This window comes from Pantoea sp. 18069, assembly GCF_902706035.1.
GTDB lineage: Bacteria > Pseudomonadota > Gammaproteobacteria > Burkholderiales > Burkholderiaceae_C > Comamonas.
Window position 1 is genome coordinate 117,324 of sequence record NZ_CACSJA010000004.1, and the last position, 18,598, is coordinate 135,921.

14 protein-coding genes are annotated in these 18,598 nt (G+C 66.5%); 5 read left to right on the forward strand and 9 right to left on the reverse strand.

What is annotated here, in order from left to right; genetic code table 11:
- Positions 1-48: 48 nt before the first annotated feature.
- From GVL12_RS05370 to GVL12_RS05385, 4 genes are read right to left on the reverse strand one after another with little or no spacing between them, the layout of a single operon-like run.
- On the reverse strand, positions 49-1,113 hold the full coding sequence (locus GVL12_RS05370) for a branched-chain amino acid ABC transporter permease (RefSeq protein ID WP_159911633.1): 1,065 nt from the start codon (positions 1,111-1,113) through the stop codon (positions 49-51).
- A gap of 21 nt (positions 1,114-1,134) precedes the next feature.
- Positions 1,135-2,064, reverse strand: coding sequence for a branched-chain amino acid ABC transporter permease (locus tag GVL12_RS05375; RefSeq protein WP_159911634.1), 930 nt, complete (start codon positions 2,062-2,064; stop codon positions 1,135-1,137).
- Positions 2,065-2,082: 18 nt separating this feature from the next.
- Entirely contained in the window at positions 2,083-2,868 is a 786-nt protein-coding gene (locus GVL12_RS05380) for an ABC transporter ATP-binding protein (protein ID WP_159911635.1), read from the reverse strand.
- Between the two features lie 18 nt (positions 2,869-2,886).
- Positions 2,887-4,821, reverse strand: coding sequence for an AMP-binding protein (locus GVL12_RS05385; RefSeq protein ID WP_159911636.1), 1,935 nt, complete (start codon positions 4,819-4,821; stop codon positions 2,887-2,889).
- Between the two features lie 228 nt (positions 4,822-5,049).
- On the opposite strand from GVL12_RS05385, the gene GVL12_RS05390 reads away from it, so the two are divergent.
- The 4 genes from GVL12_RS05390 to GVL12_RS05405 all read left to right on the forward strand — a co-directional run bounded on the left by GVL12_RS05390 (position 5,050) and on the right by GVL12_RS05405 (position 10,742).
- Positions 5,050-5,796, forward strand: a complete 747-nt coding sequence (locus tag GVL12_RS05390; RefSeq protein WP_200843507.1) for a Crp/Fnr family transcriptional regulator — start codon at positions 5,050-5,052, stop codon at positions 5,794-5,796.
- Positions 5,797-6,016: 220 nt separating this feature from the next.
- On the forward strand, positions 6,017-7,807 hold the full coding sequence (locus GVL12_RS05395) for a pseudouridine synthase (protein WP_235033805.1): 1,791 nt from the start codon (positions 6,017-6,019) through the stop codon (positions 7,805-7,807).
- A 144-nt stretch (positions 7,808-7,951) separates the two neighbouring features.
- Positions 7,952-9,943, forward strand: coding sequence for a molecular chaperone HtpG (gene htpG, locus GVL12_RS05400; RefSeq protein WP_159911639.1), 1,992 nt, complete (start codon positions 7,952-7,954; stop codon positions 9,941-9,943).
- A gap of 367 nt (positions 9,944-10,310) precedes the next feature.
- On the forward strand, positions 10,311-10,742 hold the full coding sequence (locus GVL12_RS05405) for a hypothetical protein (protein WP_200843508.1): 432 nt from the start codon (positions 10,311-10,313) through the stop codon (positions 10,740-10,742).
- A gap of 6 nt (positions 10,743-10,748) precedes the next feature.
- On the opposite strand, the gene GVL12_RS05410 is transcribed toward GVL12_RS05405, so the two are convergent.
- A complete protein-coding gene (locus GVL12_RS05410) occupies positions 10,749-11,798 on the reverse strand; it encodes a serine/threonine protein kinase (protein WP_159911643.1) in 1,050 nt (349 codons plus the stop codon).
- Between the two features lie 70 nt (positions 11,799-11,868).
- Positions 11,869-12,717, reverse strand: a complete 849-nt coding sequence (locus tag GVL12_RS05415) for a 3-hydroxybutyryl-CoA dehydrogenase (RefSeq protein ID WP_159911645.1) — start codon at positions 12,715-12,717, stop codon at positions 11,869-11,871.
- 291 nt (positions 12,718-13,008) lie between these two features.
- Here GVL12_RS05415 and purT point away from each other — a divergent pair, with 291 nt between their 5' ends.
- Positions 13,009-14,250, forward strand: coding sequence for a formate-dependent phosphoribosylglycinamide formyltransferase (purT, locus tag GVL12_RS05420; protein WP_159911647.1), 1,242 nt, complete (start codon positions 13,009-13,011; stop codon positions 14,248-14,250).
- A gap of 114 nt (positions 14,251-14,364) precedes the next feature.
- Here purT and GVL12_RS05425 read toward each other — a convergent pair whose 3' ends face one another.
- From GVL12_RS05425 to GVL12_RS05435, 3 genes are read right to left on the reverse strand one after another with little or no spacing between them, the layout of a single operon-like run.
- Positions 14,365-14,937: a DNA-3-methyladenine glycosylase I gene (locus GVL12_RS05425; RefSeq protein WP_159911649.1), complete on the reverse strand. Its 573-nt coding sequence runs from the start codon at positions 14,935-14,937 to the stop codon at positions 14,365-14,367.
- Positions 14,934-16,415 (reverse strand): AMP nucleosidase, encoded by a 1,482-nt coding sequence (locus GVL12_RS05430; RefSeq protein WP_159911651.1) that lies wholly within the window; start codon positions 16,413-16,415, stop codon positions 14,934-14,936. The genes GVL12_RS05425 and GVL12_RS05430 overlap by 4 nt, the downstream gene beginning before the upstream one ends.
- A gap of 3 nt (positions 16,416-16,418) precedes the next feature.
- A complete protein-coding gene (locus tag GVL12_RS05435; RefSeq protein ID WP_159911653.1) occupies positions 16,419-18,497 on the reverse strand; it encodes a bifunctional diguanylate cyclase/phosphodiesterase in 2,079 nt (692 codons plus the stop codon).
- Between the last annotated feature and the right edge of the window lie 101 nt (positions 18,498-18,598).

Consider the following 18,598-nt stretch of genomic DNA (forward strand, 5'->3'; position numbering starts at 1 on the left):
AAAGGGCAGCGGACACTTCGGACGAGTGCTTCACGCCCTGGCAACGGCTCAGTGGGGGAAAGGCCAGAGCCGCAGTTTCTGCTTGGCGGTGGACCACAGCCTGGCCAGGCCGTGGGGTTCGACGATCAGGAAAAAGACGATCAGCGCGCCAAAGATCATGTGCTCGAGGTAGGTCGCGGTGGCCGTCGACAGCGGCAGCCCCAGCCAGTGCGGCACATGGGTCAGCACCAGGGGCAGCAGCACGAAGAACGCCGCGCCGAACAGGCTGCCCATGATCGAGCCCAGGCCGCCGATGATGATCATGAACAGCAGCTGGAACGAGCGGTCGAGGCTGAACGCTGCCGGCTCCCAGGCGCCCAGGTGCACGAAGCCCCACAGCGCGCCGGCGATGCCGACGATGAAGGAGCTCACGGCGAACGCGCTGAGCTTGGCGTAGACCGGGCGGATGCCGATCACCGAAGCCGCGACGTCCATGTCGCGCATGGCCATCCAGTTGCGGCCCGTGGCGCTGCGCACCAGGTTCTTGGCCAGCAGGCCGAGCACGCACAGCAGGCCCAGGCACAGTAGGTATTTCTCGGCCGGCGTGTCGATGACCCAGCCGGCGATCGACAGCTGGCCGGCGCTGACCGAGCCCGACGACGAGTTGTTGGTCACCCAGGGCGCACGGCTTGCGAGCCAGTCCATGAAGAACTGCGCGGCCAGCGTCGCCACGGCCAGGTACAGGCCGCGGATGCGCAGGCTGGGCAGGCCGAAGATCACGCCGAACAGCATGGCGCACATGCCACCGCCGAGCAGCGACAGCAGCAGCGGCATGCCTTCGACGCGCACCTGCAGGTTGTAGGCCGCGTAGGCGCCGACGGCCATGAAGGCGCCCGTGCCCAGCGAGATCTGGCCGCAGTAGCCGACGAGGATGTTGAGCCCCATCGCGGCCAGCGCCATGATGAGGAACGGGATCAGCACCGCCTGGAAGGTGTAGTCGCTGACGCTCATCGGCACGATCACGAAGGCCAGCACCAGGATGGCGAGGATGGCGATGCGGTCCTGCGCGATCGGGAAGATCTGCTGGTCGGCCGCGTAAGTGGTCTTGAACTGGCCGTTTTCACGATAAAACATGGGGAACTCCTGAAACGGTCGTCAAACGCGGTCGATGATCTTGTCGCCAAACAGGCCCTGAGGGCGCACCAGCAGGAAAGCCAGTGCCAGGCCGTAGGCAAACCAGGTTTCGATGCCGCCGCCGACCATGGGACCGATATAGACCTCGGAGAGCTTCTCGCCTACGCCGATGATCAGGCCGCCGACGATGGCACCGGGAATCGAGGTCAGGCCGCCGAGAATCACCACCGGCAAGGCCTTGAGCGCGACCAGCGACAGCGAGAACTGCACGCCGAGCTTGGAGCCCCAGATGATGCCGACCACCAGCGCCACGCCGCCGGCCACCGACCAGACGATGACCCAGATGCGCGACAGCGGAATGCCGATCGATTGCGCCGCCTGGTGGTCGTCGGCGACCGCGCGCAGTGCGCGGCCGGTCTTGGTCTTCTGGAAGAACACTGCCAGGCTCAGCACCAGCAGCGCGGCGATGCCGGCCGAATAGAGGTCTTCCTGGCTCAGCAGCAGGCCGCCTTCGAACAGGTTGGGCAGGATGAAGATCGGGTCCTTGGGCATGCCCACGTCGATGCTGTAGACGGCGCTGCCGAACAGCATAGGGCCCAGGCCGTCGAGCAGGTAGGCAATGCCCAGCGTGGCCATCAGCAGCGTGATCGGCTCCTGGTTGACCAGGTGGCGCAGCGCGAGGCGCTCGATCAGCCAGGCCACGACCACCATCAGCGCCAGCGCGACGACGATGGCCAGCAGATTGCCCAGCATGCCCGGCGCAATGCCCAGCCACTGGGGAATCCATTCGGAAAAGCGCGCCATCGCCAGTGCCGAGAACAGCACCATCGCGCCTTGCGCGAAGTTGAACACGCCAGAGGCCTTGAAGATCAGCACGAAGCCCAGCGCGACGAGCGCGTAGAGCATGCCGACCATCAGGCCGCCAAAAAGGGTTTCGAGAAAGAATGCCATGGGGCTCTCCTGTGCGCTTTAGTGCGAGTTGCCCAGATAGGCGCGGATGACGTCGGGGTTGTTGCGAACGGCGAGCGGCTCGCCGTCGCCTATCTTCTTGCCGTAGTCGAGCACGACCACGCGGTCGGAGATGTCCATCACCACGCCCATGTCGTGCTCGATCAGCACGATGGTCGCGCCGTACTCGTCGTTGACGTCGAGGATGAAGCGGCACATGTCCTGCTTTTCCTCGACGTTCATGCCGGCCATGGGCTCGTCGAGCAGCAGCACCTGCGGCTCCATGGCCAGCGCCCGGCCCAGGTCGACGCGCTTTTGCAGGCCGTAGGGCAGCTGGCCCACGGGCGTCTTGCGGTAGGCCTGGATTTCGAGGAAGTCGATGATGTGCTCGACGAACTCGCGGTGCCTGGCCTCTTCGCGCGCGGCCGGCCCGATGTGCAGCGCCTGCATCAGCAGATTGCTTTTGATCTTCAGGTTGCGGCCGGTCATGATGTTGTCGATCACGCTCATGCCCTTGAACAGCGCCAGGTTCTGGAACGTGCGCGCCACGCCCATTTCGGCGACCTGGCGGCTGTTCATGTGCGAGAAGGTCTTGCCGCGGAAGGTGATGCTGCCTTCGGACGGCGTGTAGACGCCGTTGATGCAGTTGAGCATCGAGCTCTTGCCCGCGCCGTTCGGTCCGATGATCGCGCGAATCTCGTGCTCGCGCACATCGAACGAAATGTCGGTCAGCGCCTTGACGCCGCCGAAGCGCAGGCTGAGGTTGTTGATGTCGAGGATGACATCGCCTATGGGTTGGGTGCGCATGCGGTTCCTTGGGCGGCGTTAAGCGGCGGCCTTGGCCGGGGCAAAGGTCTTGGCGTCCAGCAGGTTGAGCGTCGCGCTCAGGTTGCCGGTGCGCCCGTCTTCGAACTTGACCTGGGTGGTGATGAACTGCTCGGTACGGCCCGCATACAGCGCGTCGACCAGCACGCCGTACTTGTCGGCGATGAAATTGCGGCGCACCTTGCGGGTGCGGGTGAGCTCGTCGTCGTCCGGGTCGAGCTCCTTGTGCAGCACCAGGAAGCGCGCGATCTGCGTGCCGGCCATGCCGTCCTCGCTCGCCAGGTCGCCGTTGACCTTGGCGATGCATTCGGCGATCAGCGCCTGCACCTGGGGCTTGGACGTCAGGTCGACATAGCCGCCATAGGGCAGGCCCTGGCGCTCGGCCCAGTTGCCCACGGCTTCGTAGTCGATGTTGATGAACGCGCAGACCTGGTCGCGCTGGTGGCCGAAGCACACCGCTTCCTTGATGTGCGAGAAGAACTTGAGCTTGTTCTCGATGTAGTTGGGCGCGAACATCGCGCCGGCGTTGGTCCTGCCCACGTCCTTGGCGCGATCGATGATGCGCAGGTGGCCGTCGGCGTCGATCACGCCCGCGTCACCGGTGTGGAAGTAGCCCTGCTCGTCGATCGCTTCGGCCGTGGCGTCGGGGCGCTTGTAGTACTCCTTGAGCACCGACACGCCGCGCACCAGCACTTCGCCGTTGTCGGCGAGCTTGAGCTCGATGCCGGGAGCGGCCTGGCCCACGGTGTGCAGCTTGACCTGGCCGTTGTGCTGGATGCAGACATAGGCGCAGGTTTCGGTCTGGCCGTAGAGCTGCTTGAGGTTGATGCCGATGGAGCGGAAGAAGCGGAACAGGTCGGGGCCGATGGCCGCGCCCGCGGTGTAGGCCACGCGGATGTGCGACAGCCCCATCACATTGCGCAGCGGCCCGTAGATAGCGAAGTCGCCGAGCCGGTAGAGCGCGCGGTCGAGGAAACCCACGGGCTTGCCGTCGAGAATGTCCGAGCCTACGCGCTGCGCAAGCTGCATGCAGCGCTCGAACAGCCAGCGCTTGGGGGCTGCCGCATCTTCCATGCGGATGGACACCGAAGTCAGCATGCCTTCGAAGATGCGTGGCGGCGCGAAGTAGTAGGTCGGGCCGATCTCGCGCAGGTCGATGGACACCGTCGCCGCCGATTCGGGGCAGTTGATGGTGAAGCCCGCGACCAGCCACTGGGCCAGCGAGAACAGGTGGTCGCCGACCCAGGCCGGCGGCAGGTAGGAAATGACGTTGTCGCTGGCATTCAGGCCGTCGACCTGCACGCCGCCCATCGCCGACTGCGCGAAGCTCGCATGGGTCTGGCACACACCCTTGGGCTTGCCCGTGGTGCCCGAGGTGTAGAGGATGACCGAGACGTCGTCGGGCTGGACCTGGGCGAGTGCGCTCTCCCAGGCGCCGGGGTGGGCTGCGTCCCATTGGGCGCCACGCGCGATCAGCTCGGCGGTGCTGATCAGGCCGGGCTGGTCGTAATGGCGCAGGCCGCGCGGGTCGTCGTAAATGATGTGGCGGATGCCGGGCACGCTCTCGCGGATTTCCAGCAGCTTGTCGACCTGCTCCTGGTTCTCGGCGAAAGCAAACGCGATGTCGGCGTCCTGCAGCACGAACGTCATCTCGGCGGCCACTGCATCCTGGTAGAGTGGAATCGGCACGCCGCCCAGGCTCTGCACGGCGACAAAGCCCATGTAGACATGGGGGCGGTTGTCGCTGATCAGTGCGAGGTTCTGGCCGCGGGTGAAACCCAGCGTCGTGAGGCCGCAGGCGAAGTGGCGCACTTCTTGCGCTACCTGCTGCCAGCTCCAGGTCTGCCAGATGCCGTATTCCTTCTCCCGCAGCGCAGGCGCGCCCGGGCGTTCGGCGGCATGCCTTTGCAGCAAATGCGGGAACGTGATGGTCATTGCGTTTCCTTGGAAAGTGAACAGCCTGGGCTTGACGTAAGCAAAGGCGGATATTGCTTGGTTGTGCTCGATCTTAGGAAGGGGTTTGACGCCTTTTTGTCTTGACGATGACAATCCAGGGGAAACTCCTTAGCGGGAAAACGCGCGCAGCGCCAGCCCCTATGGTCGTTGCAGCCGGGGGGAAATCCCCGATCCGCAACTCGGGGTTTGGGGGCCATGCTCATGGCCATGAGTCACGACCTGTCCTTGCACCAGCGCCGCAGAGAACCCACGCCCCAAGAGTTGCGCAATATTTCCTGGCTGAGCGTGCTGCAGCCGCATGAACGCGCGCGCGCCGAGGCCGCGCTGCTGGTTGGCGACGCCTTGCCCGGCGACTACATCTGCCGTGTCGGCCGGCCCGTGACCTACTGGTTCGGCCTGGTCGAAGGCCTGCTCAAGATCTGCGCCGACAACGAGCAGGGCCAGACGGTGACATTCACCGGCGTGCCGCCGGGCGGCTGGATAGGCGAAGGCACGGTCGTCAAGCGCGAGCCTTACCGCTACAACATCCAGGCGCTGCGCAAGAGCGTGGTCGCGGGCCTGCCGATCGACACCTTCCACTGGCTGCTCGACCATTCGCTGACGTTCAACCGTTTCGTGCTCGAGCAGCTCAATGAACGGCTGGGGCAGTTCATCGCCGCGCGCGAGAACGACCGCATGGGGAGCCCCGAAGTGCGCGTGGCGCGCAGCCTCGCGGCGTTCTTCAATCCCGTGCTCTACCCGGGCATGGGCCAGGTGCTGCGCATCACCCAGCAGGAGCTGGCGTACCTGGTCGGGTTGTCGCGCCAGCGCGTGAACGAGGCCCTGGCCAACCTGCAGGACCAGGGTGCGATCCGCATCGAGTACGGCGGCCTGCGCGTGCTCGATCTCGCGGCGCTGCGCAATGCGCAATTCATGACAGCTTCACATCCCGAGGGCGTGGCAGTGGGCGATTGAATGGATTGCCCCTTGTCCTTACTCGGCTAATCGCCGCGCCACGCGCTGCCCTGGCGTTCCTTTTTGCACCGGCTGCAGAGTGTGGATGCTGGTTTCTACCGTCATCTACGTGACATAACGTGTGGTAACGAGCAGCCGCGGGGCAGGGCGGCGACAATAGCGGCAAATGTCTTCCTCCCCATCTTCCCCCCGCACGCCTGCCTCCGGGCCGCGTGCCACCTTGCGCATCTCTTCCAAGCCGGCAGCGCCGGCGCCCGCTGCCCGTTCCACGGGCGGCGGTGCCGGGGGACGCGCAGGCAAACCCGGTGGCAGCCGTGATGGCGCCGCCCGTTCTTCCGCTCCCTATGGCGACCGCCAGCGCGGCCCTTCGGGTGCACCGCGCTTTGAACGCCGCGATGATCCCCGCGGCGGCCCGCGCCAGGGCGGTCCACGCCAGGATGGCCCGCGTTCCAGCGGCCCGCGCGAAGGTGGTGGTCGTGAAGGCGGCGGTTTTGGTCGTCCCGATGGCGCGCCGCGCTTCGAAGGGCGGGCCGGCCCGCGCCGCGATGATTTCCGTGGCGCACCGCAAGGTGGCGGTCCGCGCCAGGACGGCCCGCGTTCCAGCGGCCCGCGCGAAGGTGGTGGCCGTCAGGACGGACCCCGCGAAGGTGGCGGTTTCGGCCGTCCCGATGGCGCGCCGCGCTTCGAAGGGCGGGGCGGCCCGCGCCGTGACGATTTCCGCGGCGGTCCACGCCAGGACGGACCCCGCGAAGGCGGCGGTTTCGGCCGTCCCGATGGCGCGCCGCGTTTTGAACGCCGCGATGATTTCCGTGGCGCACCGCAAGGTGGCGGTCCACGCCAGGACGGTCCGCGTTCCAGCGGTCCGCGTCAGGACGGCCCGCGCGAAGGTGGTGGCCGTGAGGGTGGCGGTTTCGGCCGTCCCGATGGCGCGCCGCGCTTCGAGGGCCGTGGCGGCCCGCGCCAGGATGGTCCGCGCTTCGACAGCCGCGGCCCTGGCCGCGATGACCGTGGCGGCGAAGGCCGTCCCGCCCAGCCGCGTGTCGACGACCGCCGTTCGGGCGGTGGCGAGCGCGCGCGTCCCGCAGGCCGTTCCTTCGGCCCCGGTGCCGAGCGCGGCGGCCGTGACGACCACAGCGATGAAGCGCCGCGCCGTCCGTTCACCGGCATCCGCACCTACCAGGTGCCCACGGGCGACGACGCGCGCAAGATTCCCGTCAAGCGCCCGCCCCAGGCGGCAGCGCCGCAGGAATCCGCGCCCGGCTCGGTGCGCATCAACAAGCGCATGGCCGACATGGGCCTGTGCTCGCGCCGCGAAGCGGATGACTGGGTCGAAAAGGGCTGGGTGCGCGTGAATGGCGAAGTGGCCGCCATGGGCGTGATGGTCATGCCGTCCGACCGCATCACGGTCGACGAAGCCGCCAAGGGCGTGCAGGACCAGCAGGTCACCATCCTGATGCACAAGCCCATGGGCTATGTCAGCGGCCAGGCCGAAGACGGCCATACGCCCGCCGTGGCCCTGCTCAATGCGCAAAGCCGCTGGAACCAGGACGGCAGCCCCACGCGTTTCAACTTCGCGCAGCTCAAGGGCCTCGCGCCCTGCGGTCGCCTGGACATCGATTCGGTGGGCCTGCTGGTGCTGACGCAGGACGGCCGCGTGGCGCGCCAGCTGATCGGCGAAGATTCGGTGATGGAAAAGGAATACCTGGTGCGCGTGGTCTATGGCGACGTGCAGGTCAATGTCCAGGAACGCTTCCCCGCAGACCAGCTCGCGCTGCTGTGCCACGGCCTGTCGCTCGACGACCAGCCGCTCCAGCCCGCCAAGGTCGACTGGCAGAACCCCGAGCAGCTGCGCTTCGTGCTGACCGAAGGCAAGAAGCGCCAGATCCGCCGCATGTGCGAGCAGGTCGGCCTCAAGGTCGTGGGCCTCAAGCGCATCCGCATCGGCCGCGTCGTGCTGGGCAACCTGCCCGTGGGCCAATGGCGTTATCTGGGTGCGGACGAGAGCTTCTGAGCCCTTGTCTTCGACACCTGAAGAAGGGAGCGCCTGGCGCTCCCTTTTTTTTCATCGCTCGCACCAGGCTTGATAATCCGGGGCCAGGCCCTATCTGCAGCCTAGTTTGAAGTCGCAACCCGCAAGAAAATCCATTTCCACCCTATGAGCAAGCAAACCCATTCCTTCCAGGCCGAAGTCGCGCAGCTGTTGCATCTGGTGACGCACGCGCTGTACTCCAACAAGGAAATCTTTTTGCGCGAGCTGGTCTCGAACGCGTCCGACGCGTGCGACAAGCTGCGCTTCGAAGCGCTGAACAACACGGCCCTCTACGAAGACCAGCCCCAGCTCGAAGTGCGGGTCTCGTTCGACCAGGCCGCGCGCACGCTGACCATCGCCGACAACGGCATAGGCATGAGCCAGCAGGAAGCCATCGAACACCTGGGCACGATCGCCAAGAGCGGCACCAAGGACTTCATGCGCAAGCTCTCGGGCGACCAGCAGTCCGACGCCCAGCTCATCGGCCAGTTCGGCGTGGGCTTCTATTCGGGCTATATCGTCGCCGACAGGATCACCGTCGAATCGCGCCGCGCGGGCCTGCCGGCCAACGAGGGCGTGCGCTGGGCCAGCGGCGGCACGGGCGACTTCGAAGTCGAGCAGATCACGCGCGCCCAGCGCGGCACCTCGGTCACGCTGCACCTGCGCGACGACGCCGACGAATACCTCAACGCCTGGAAGATCAAGCAGATCATCGGCAAGTATTCCGACCACATCAGCCTGCCCATCCTGATGGAAAAGGAAGAGTGGAAAGACGGCGAGCTGCTCGTTCCCGGTGACGAGAACGGCGGCCGCCAGCCCGGCGGCATGGTCAAGACCGGCGAGTGGGAAACCGTCAACCAGGCGAGCGCCCTGTGGACCCGCCCCAAGAAGGACGTGACCCAGGAGCAATACCAGGAGTTCTACCGCGCGATCAGCCATGATTCCGAGAACCCGCTGACCTGGGCGCACAACCGCGTCGAAGGCAATGCCGAGTACACGCAGCTGCTGTTCATTCCGGCCAAGGCCCCGTTCGACCTCTGGAACCGCGACAAGAAGGCGGGCGTGAAGCTCTACGTCAAGCGCGTGTTCATCATGGACGACGCCGAAGCGCTGCTGCCCAGCTACCTGCGCTTCGTCAAGGGCGTGATCGACTCGGCCGACCTGCCGCTCAACGTCAGCCGCGAACTGCTGCAGGAAAGCCGCGACGTGAAGCTGATCCGCGAAGGCTCGACCAAGCGCGTGCTGTCCATGCTCGAAGACCTGGCCAGGCACGACCAGCACCTGCCTGCGGCGGCCGATGCCGCGGCAGCCGATGCCGACGGTGTCACGGACGTGGTCAGCGAAGACGACAAGGCCAAGGAAGGCAAGTACAGCCAGTTCTACGCCGAGTTCGGCGCCGTGCTCAAGGAAGGCCTGGGCGAGGACTTCGCCAACCGCGAACGCCTGGCCAAGCTGCTGCGCTTCGCCTCGACCACGAGCGATGGCGCGACTGTCTCGTTCGCCGACTACAGGGCGCGCATGAAGCCGGGCCAGGACGCGATCTACTACATCACGGCCGACACCCTGGCCGCGGCCAAGAACAGCCCGCAACTCGAAGTCTTCAAGAAGAAGGGCATTGAAGTGCTCTTGATGACCGACCGCGTCGACGAGTGGGCACTGAACTACCTGACCGAATTCGACGGCACGCCGCTGCAGTCCGTGGCCAAGGGTGCGGTGGATCTGGGCGACCTGCAGGACGAGGCCGAGAAGAAGGCTGCCGAAGAAGCCGCCGAAGCGTTCAAGCCGCTGCTGGCCAAGCTCAAGGATGCGCTCAAGGACAAGGCCGACGACGTGCGCGTGACCACGCGCCTGGTCGACTCCCCGGCCTGCCTGGTGGTCAAGGACGACGCGATGAGCAACCAGCTCGCCCGCCTGCTCAAGCAGGCCGGCCAGGCCGCGCCCGAAATCAAGCCCGTGCTCGAAGTCAACGCCGAGCACCCGCTGGTCAGGAAGCTCGACGGCTCGGTGCACTTCCATGACCTGGCCCACATCCTGTTCGACCAGGCGCTGCTGGCCGAAGGCGGTTTGCCCGAAGACCCGGCGGCTTACGTCAAGCGCGTGAACGCATTGCTGGTGTAATTTCCGGCTGCGCTCCCCTGCAAATCCCCTGTGCTTTCAGGCCAGGGGATTTTCTGTTTTTGCGAGTGGCTTGAGGACAGGCCGTTCATGGTTCGACGGGCTCACCACGAACGGTTTTTACCCGCTCGCCCTGAGCTTGTCGAAGGGTCGGTATTTTGAGAGTAGGCCGCCCATAGTCAGCTGCTGTTTGCTCAAATTACGTCCTTTCTAAGTCATTGATTTAGTTGACAAAAAAAGCTGTTTCTTGAGAGCTTGCCTGGCCGGCCGCGTCGAAGGGTGGACGGCCCGCCCTCCAGCAGAAAGGCACAAGCCAGACATCCGCGCAGGGCTAACCGCCCAAACGCCTATCTGCTGCAAAATGATCCCCATGTACCAACTCCCCATCCCCCGCCTTGCCGCAACGGCTGCCCTGCTTGTCATCCTCGCCGGCTGCAACTCCATGGGCGTAGGCATTGGCATCCCGGTCGGGCCGTTGTCGGTAGGCGTGGGCGTGGGCAGCGGCGGCCCGAGCCTGGGCGTGGGCACGGGCGTGGGGCCGGTGGGTGTCGGTGTGGGCGTGCAACCCGGCGGCCGGGTCACGGGCCATGCGGGCGTGGGCGTGTCGGCGCCCGTGGGGCCGGCGTCGGTCGGCGTTGGTGTGGGCCGTTCGACGGTGCTGCATGACCCGAATGCCAGCGCGCCTGCGGCGGCTCCCCTGCCCGAATCGGTGCCCGCACCGGGCGCCGTACGCCAGTGGCAGGACGCCCAGGGCAGGGCCGTACCCGGCTGCCAGGTCTATGGCGGTTGCAACGGGCGCTGAGAAGCCTCAAGCCACCAGCGGCGCCTCCTGCATGGCTTCGATCTGTTCGATGAGCATGTCGGTCTGGCCGCGCCAGTAGTCGGGGCTGCCGAACCAGGGGAAGTTGATCGCGAAGATCGGGTCTTCCCAGCGGCGCGCGAGCCAGGCGCTGTAGTGGATCAGCCGCAGGGTGCGCAGCGGCTCGATCAGCACCAGTTCGCGCCGGTCGAAAGTGCGGAACTGCTCATAGCCGTCGAGCAGTGCGCCGAGCTGCTGCGTGCGCTGGCGGCGGTCGCCGGACAGCAGCATCCACAGGTCCTGCACGGCCGGGCCCATGCGCGCGTCGTCGAGGTCGACGAAATGCGGCCCGCCCGTGCCTGCGGCCTCGTCCACGGGCGTCCAGAGAATATTGCCCGGATGGCAGTCGCCATGCAGACGGATGTGGGTCGCGTCCTCGAGGCCGAAAGGACGCATCTCGTTTTTGGAGCTTGCGCGCCCGGCGATCAGCGTGAGCGCCTGCTCGCAGGCCGTGCGCCAGGCGGTTTCGGCTTCCAGCGGAATCATTTGCTGCGCCAGCAGCCAGTCGAGCGAGTCCTGGCCAAAGCTCTGCAGATTGAGCTGAGGGCGGGTGACGAAAGGCTGGGACGCGCCGACGGTGTGGATACGCGCGAGAAAGCGGCCGATCCATTCAAGCACTTCGAAATCGTCGAGCTCGGGCTGGCGCCCGCCGCGCCAGGGGCTGACCGAGAATGCAAAGCCCGCATGCTGGTGCAAGGTCGCGCCCTGCAGCGTCAGCGGGCCCACGGCCGGAATCTCGGCGGCTTCGAGTTGCGCTGAAAACGCATGTTCTTCGCCGATCTGCGCCGCGCTCCAGCGGCCTGGCCGGTAGAACTTCGCGACCACGCGTTCGCCGTCATCGAGAAACACCTGGTAGACCCGGTTCTCGTACGAGCCCAGCGCCGTGAGCCGCCCATCCCCGTAGAGGCCGACCGAGGCCAGCGCGTCCAGCACCACATCGGGTGTGAGCTGTTCGTAAGGGTGGGCGCTGGGCGTATCGGCAATAGAGGGCATGGTCATGCCCGCTATTGTCCTCCTTACACAGACGGCGGGGCGCCACGATGCACAGCCGCGCCAGCGGCTCAGCGGGTCAGTACTGGTATACGCCGCGGCCGGTCTTGCGGCCCAGGCGGCCGGCGGCGACCATTTCCTTGAGCAGCTGGCAGGGGCGGTACTTGCTGTCGCCGAACTGCTCGAGGTAGACCTCCATCACGGCCAGGCACACGTCCAGGCCGATCATGTCGGCCAGCGCCAGCGGGCCTATGGGCTGGTTGCAGCCGAGCTTCATGCCGGCGTCGATGTCTTCGGGCGTGGCCAGGCCTTCGGAGAGCACGAAGAACGCTTCGTTGATCATCGGCACCAGGATGCGGTTGACGACGAAGCCGGGCGCGTTCTTGACGGTGATCGGGCTCTTGCCCAGGCGCAGCGACAGTTCCTTGACGCTGTCATGCGTCGCGTCGCTGGTCTGCAGGCCGCGGATGATCTCGACCAGCGCCATCATGGGCACGGGGTTGAAGAAGTGCATGCCGATGAAGCGGTCGGCGCGGCTGGTGATCGCGGCGAGCTGGGTGATCGAGATCGACGAGGTGTTCGATGCGAGTATCACTTCAGGCGCGAGCAGCGCGTCGATCTGTTGCAGTATCTTGACCTTGAGCGCGAAGTTCTCGGTCGCGGCTTCGATCACGATCTGCGCGGACTGCAGGTCTTCGTAGCGCGTCGAGGTCTTGATGCGGGCCAGCGCCGCCGCCTTGTCGGCTTCGCTGATTTTCTCTTTCTTGATCAGGCGGTCGAGGCTGCCGGACACGGTGGCCAGGCCTTTTTGTACCGCTGCGTCCGAGATATCCACCATCACCACGTCGATGCCCGAGACCGCGCACGCCTGCGCGATGCCGTTGCCCATGGTGCCTGCGCCGATGATCCCGACAGTTTGAATCGCCATTTGGAAAGTCTCCACAAAGTAAATTGGACCGCGTGATGGTATCGGGAATCGGCGCCGGGGTGCGCTTTGCGCAGGCGCGGATGTTGCAATGCACCATTGCACCGCGCACCGCGCTGGTGCATCGCCATTTTTTGTACCCGTGAAAATAGGGGGGAAGGCGTCACCGGCGCGCGCAAATGCGTAAGAATCACGCCTGCTGCCGGCGCGCAGCCTGCGCCGGGCCGGCCCCCGGATGGCCGGCCTCCGGATGGCCGGCCCCCGGACTTCTTTGTCTTTTACGGATCGATTGCCATGACGACTCTAGGAACCCCGCTTTCTTCCCATGCCACCAAAGTCATGCTGCTGGGCAGCGGCGAACTCGGCAAGGAGGTGTTGATCGCCTTGCAGCGCCTGGGCGTAGAGACGATTGCCGTGGACCGCTACGAGAACGCGCCCGGCCACCAGGTCGCGCACCGCGCGCACACGATTGCGATGAGCGACCCCGCGCAGCTCAAGGCCTTGATCGAGCAGGAGCGCCCTGGCTGGGTCGTGCCCGAGATCGAGGCGATCGCCACGCCCATGCTCGAGGAACTCGAAGCCGCGGGCGTGGTGCGCGTCGTGCCCACGGCACGCGCTGCGCGCCTGACCATGGACCGCGAAGGCATTCGCCGCCTCGCGGCCGAAACGCTGGGCGTGCCGACCAGCCCCTATCGTTTCTGCGACTCGCTGGCGCAATTGCAGGCCGCGATCGACGGCCATGACGGCCAGGCGGCGATCGGCTATCCCTGCGTGGTCAAGCCCGTGATGAGCAGCTCGGGCAAGGGCCAGAGCAAGATCGACGGCCCGCAGGACGTGGCTGCGGCCTGGGATACGGCCATGGCCGGTGGCCGGGTCAACCATGGCCGCGTGATCGTCGAAGGCTTCATCGATTTCGACTACGAAATCACGCTGCTGACGGTGCGCGCGCGCGGCGCCGACGGCCAGGTGCACACGCATTTCTGCGCACCTGTGGGCCATCTGCAGCAAAGCGGCGACTACATCGAGAGCTGGCAGCCCCAGGCGATGGCGCCGACGGCGCTGGACCGCGCCCAGGCGATTGCGCTGGCCGTGACCCACAACCTGGGCATGGACCGCGACGGCCAGCCCGCGGGCCTGGGCCTGTATGGCGTGGAGCTGTTCGTGCGCGGCGACGAAGTCTGGTTCAGCGAAGTCAGCCCGCGCCCGCACGATACCGGCCTGGTCACGCTGAGCACGCAGTGGCAAAGCGAGTTCGAGCTGCATGCGCGCGCGATTCTGGGCCTGTCGGTCGACACCTCGCTGCGCAACGCGGGCGCGAGCGCGGTGATCTATGGCGGCGTCGACGGCGAGAACATGGTGTTCGACGGCGTCGAGGAAGCCCTGGCCGTGCCCGGCACCGACCTGCGCCTGTTCGGCAAGCCCGAGAGCTTCGCCCGGCGCCGCATGGGCGTGGCGCTGGCGCGCCACGACGATGTCGAGCTGGCACGCGCGCGCGCCCGGCTCGCGGCCAGCAAGGTCAAGCCGCGGCTGGCCTGAGCCCACGCCGCCCGAACACCGCTCCCATGCCTGTCGTGCCCCATGGGCGGGCAGGCATCACGCCGCGAGCACCGCCAAATCGCCGCAATGTCGCGACCTCAGCGGCTTCGGTCCTCAGGTGCCCTTTGGCGCTGCCGTCACCTGCTGGTGCCGAAAGCACGCGGGGGCATGGTCGTTGACCATGCCCACGGCCTGCATCCAGGCGTGGACGATGGTCGGCCCGACAAACTTGAAGCCGCGGCGCTTCATGTCCTTGGAGATCAGCGCGGACAGCGCGGTCTGCGTCGCATGGCCCGTGCCCGGCAGGGGCTGGCCCTTGGTGAACGACCAGCAGTAGTCGGCGAAGTCTTCGCCGCGCGCCTGCATCTCGAGGTAGATCTGCGCGCCGCGAATCGTTGCCTCGATCTTGGCGCGCGCGCGCACGATGCCGGCATTGCCCATCAGCCGCTCGATGTCCTGCGCACCGAAGGCGGCCACGGCCTGCGGGTCGAAGCCGGCAAAGGCCTCGCGGAAAGCTTCGCGCTTGCGCAGGATGATCTCCCACGACAGCCCGGCCTGGAAGCCTTCGAGCATCAGCGTCTCCCACAGCATGCGCGCATCGCGCACCGGCACGCCCCATTCGGTGTCGTGGTAGTGCTGCATCAGCGGGTCCGCGCCCGCCCAGGCGCAGCGCACGGTCGCGTTCATTGGAAGGCGACTTCCGCAAAGCTGCGCAATTTGCGGCTGTGAAGCCGCTCTATGCCGCCCGCGCGCAGGATGTCGATGGCGCGCATGCCTATGCGCAGATGCTGGTCCACGCGCTCGCGGTAGAAGTGGTTGGCCATGCCGGGCAGCTTGATTTCGCCGTGCAGCGGCTTGTCGCTGACGCACAGCAGCGTGCCGTAGGGCACGCGAAAGCGAAAGCCGTTGGCGGCGATGGTCGCGCTTTCCATGTCCAGCGCCACGGCGCGGCTCTGGCTGAAGCGGCGCTGGGGCGTGTTGTTGGGCAGCAGCTCCCAGTTGCGGTTGTCGGTGCTGGCCACGGTGCCGGTGCGCATGATGCGCTTGAGGTCGCTGCCGGGCATCTGCGTCACGTCGGCCACGGCCTGCTGCAGCGCGACCTGGATTTCGGCCAGCGCCGGAATCGGCACCCACAGCGGCAGTTCCTCGTCGAGCACATGGTCTTCGCGCACATAGGCGTGGGCCAGCACGTAGTCGCCGAGCTGCTGGCTGTTGCGCAGGCCCGCGCAGTGGCCCAGCATCATCCAGGCATGCGGGCGCAGCACGGCGATGTGGTCGGTGATGGTCTTGGCATTCGCCGGGCCGACGCCGATGTTGACCATGGTGATGCCGCTGCTGTCGGCGCGCACCAGGTGGTAGCCGGGCATTTGCGGCAGGCGCGGCGGCGGGCTGCCGAGTTCGTCGATGGCTTGCGCGGGCAGGCCGGTGCGGCGCGTGACCACGTTGCCGGGCTCGACGAAGGCGATGTATTCGCTGTCGGGCTTGGCCATTTCGGCATGGCCCAGGCGAATGAACTCGTCGATGTAGAACTGGTAGTTGGTGAACAGCACGAAGTTCTGGAACCACTCGGGCGCGGTGCCGGTGTAGTGGCGCAGCCGGTGCAGCGAATAGTCGACGCGCGGCGCGGTGAACAGCGACAGCGGCATGGCGCCACCGGGCTCGGGCTGCCAGGTGCCGTTGGCGATGCCGTCGTCCATGGCCTCGAGGTCGGGCAGGTCGAACACATCGCGCATCAGCATGCGGCGCTGGGGCGTGAGCGAGCCTTCGATGTGGTCGTTCTCGGCGAAGGAGAAATGGATGGGAATCGGCTTGTCGCTCAGGCCGACTTCGAAATCCATGTCATGGCTCGCGCGCAGCAGGCGCAGCTGTTCGGCGTAGTACTCGGCGAACAGGTCGGGCCGCGTGAGCGTGGCTTCGTAGATGCCCGGGCCCTCGACAAAACCATAGGCCAGCGTGGTGTCGGCGCGCGCCACGGTGTGGGTATGGACCCGCACCTTGGGGTAGAACGCATGGATGGGCGAGGACGGCGTTTCGCCGGCGACAAAGCGCTGCATCGCGTCGCGCAGATGCCCGACCTGCTCACGGTAGAGCTGTTGAATGTGGGTGAGCGCCTGCTCTGGAGTGGTGTGCCGGGTGATGGCACGGTCGTGCGTGAACTGTTCCATGGCCTATTGTGCCTGCTGCGGATGACAGTAATCTTTCTGCCATTGCAGCGCCTGCTCGGCCGGCATGGGCGGCGCGATGTGGTATCCCTGGGCCATCTCGCAGCCCAGCGTGCGCAGCAGCGCGAACTGCTCGGGCGTTTCCACGCCTTCGGCGACGGTGCGCAGGCGCAGGCTCCTGGCCATCTGCACGATGGCCGTGACGATGGCCGCGTCGTCTTCGTTCCCGGGCAGGTCGGTGATGAACGAGCGGTCGATCTTGAGCTGGTGAATCGGGTGGCGCTTGAGGTAGGCCAGCGACGAGTAGCCGGTGCCGAAATCGTCGATCGCCATCTGCACGCCCTGCTGCTGCAGCGCGTGCAGCGTGCGCTGGACCTGGGCGTCGGAATGCATCAGCGTGCTTTCGGTGAGCTCGATGTGCAGCAGCTGCGCGGGCAGGCCGGTTTCGGCGAGCACCGCGGCGACATCGCTGGCCAGGTCGCTGTGGCGAAATTCCTGCGCCGACATGTTCACCGCGACGGGCACGCGCGGCATGCCCTGCGCATACCAGGCGCAGGCTTCGCGGCAGGCCTGGCGCAGCACCCAGCGGTCGATGGCGGTGATCAGGCCGCGGGCCTCGGCCAGCGCGACGAACTCCTCGGGGCTGACCAGCCCGCGCTCCGGATGGCGCCAGCGCACCAGCGCCTCGAAGCCCGCGAGCGCGCCGTTGTCGGTGCGCACCTGGGGCTGGTAATGCAGCTCGAACCCGCCCAGGGCAATCGACTGGCGCAGCAGCTGCTCCTGGTTGAGCATGCGGCTGGCGCGGCTTTCGAGCGCGGGCGTGTAGAACGCGAACGGCTGGTGGCTGTTGTCCTTGGCCAGATAGCGCGCCGCGCCTGCATTGCGCAGCAGGGCCTCGACGTTTTCGCCGTCCTCGGGGAAGATCGCAATGCCGATCGCGGGAGCGATGACCAACTGCTGCGCGGCCACATGGCAGGGCATTTCGAGCATCGCGACCATCTGCCGGGTGATCAGTTCGGCTTCCGCGCGCGACGTGCCGCCGGCGAGCACGACGATGAATTCATCGCTGCCCGCGCGCGCCACCAGATCGGTGCCGCGCACGCAGCTGCACAGGCGCTGGGCGACTTCGCACAGCACCTGATCGCCCGCCTGGTGGCCCAGCGAATCGTTGATCGCCGAGAAATGCTTGAGGTCCAGGCTCAGCACCGCCACCGCGAGGTTCTCCTGGCGCGCGCGGGTGATCAACTGCCCGAGCTGCTCGCTCAGATACCAGCGGTTGGGCAGCCGGGTGAGCGCGTCGTGCTCGGCGAGGAAGCGCATCTGGGCCTGGGCCTGCTGGTGGGCCGTGACGTCACGGATCACGACCAGGCGGAAGTCCTGCGCGCCGTCGCCGCCGGGCATGGGCAGGCCGTCGATCTCGACGGGAATGCTGTGGCCGTCCTTGTGCCTGACGGTGGCCTTGTAGGAAGTACTGCGCCGGCTCTGAATGCCTTCAAGTGCCAGCGGCCAGAATTCCTTGTCCAGATACTGCAGCGCCGACTGGCCGCGGAGCTCTTCGAGGCTGTAGCCTATGAGCCGCAGCATGGCCGCATTCGCATCGAGCACCACGCCTTCGCGGTGGATCAGAATGGCTTCATGGGTGGCGGCGGAAAACAGCCGCATGCGCTCCTCGCTCTCGTCGAGCTGCTGCTGCACCGAGCGGCCCAGGCTCAGGTCGATCACCTGCACCACCGCGCCGCGCAGCCTGTCCTGTTCCAGGTGCGGCGTGATGCGCACTTCGATTTCCCGCGGCAGGCCCTGCGGCGAGCGCGCCTGGCGTATGTAGCGCACATGTTCGCCGCGCAGGCTGCGCTCCACATGCACGGCGATGGCCTGCCAGCTTTCCGCTCCCATGATCTCCCAGGGATGCTTGCCCAGCATCTCGCCCGGCTCGAAGCCGTAATAGGTCGCATACGCATGGTTGGCAAAGCGGCAGCACAGCGTTTCGGCCTCGAAATAGGCCATCATTCCTGTCGCCGCATCGATGATGAGGCGCAGCATGGCATTGCTGTCGCTGAGGCTGGGCGCACTGGGGCTGGGTGGCATGTGCCTTCCTATGGGAATACCCTGTTTATAACGTAACCGGACGCAATGACGCAGGGGGCAAGTCCTTGCCTCTACAGCCCTGCGCCGCACTGGCCGGGCGT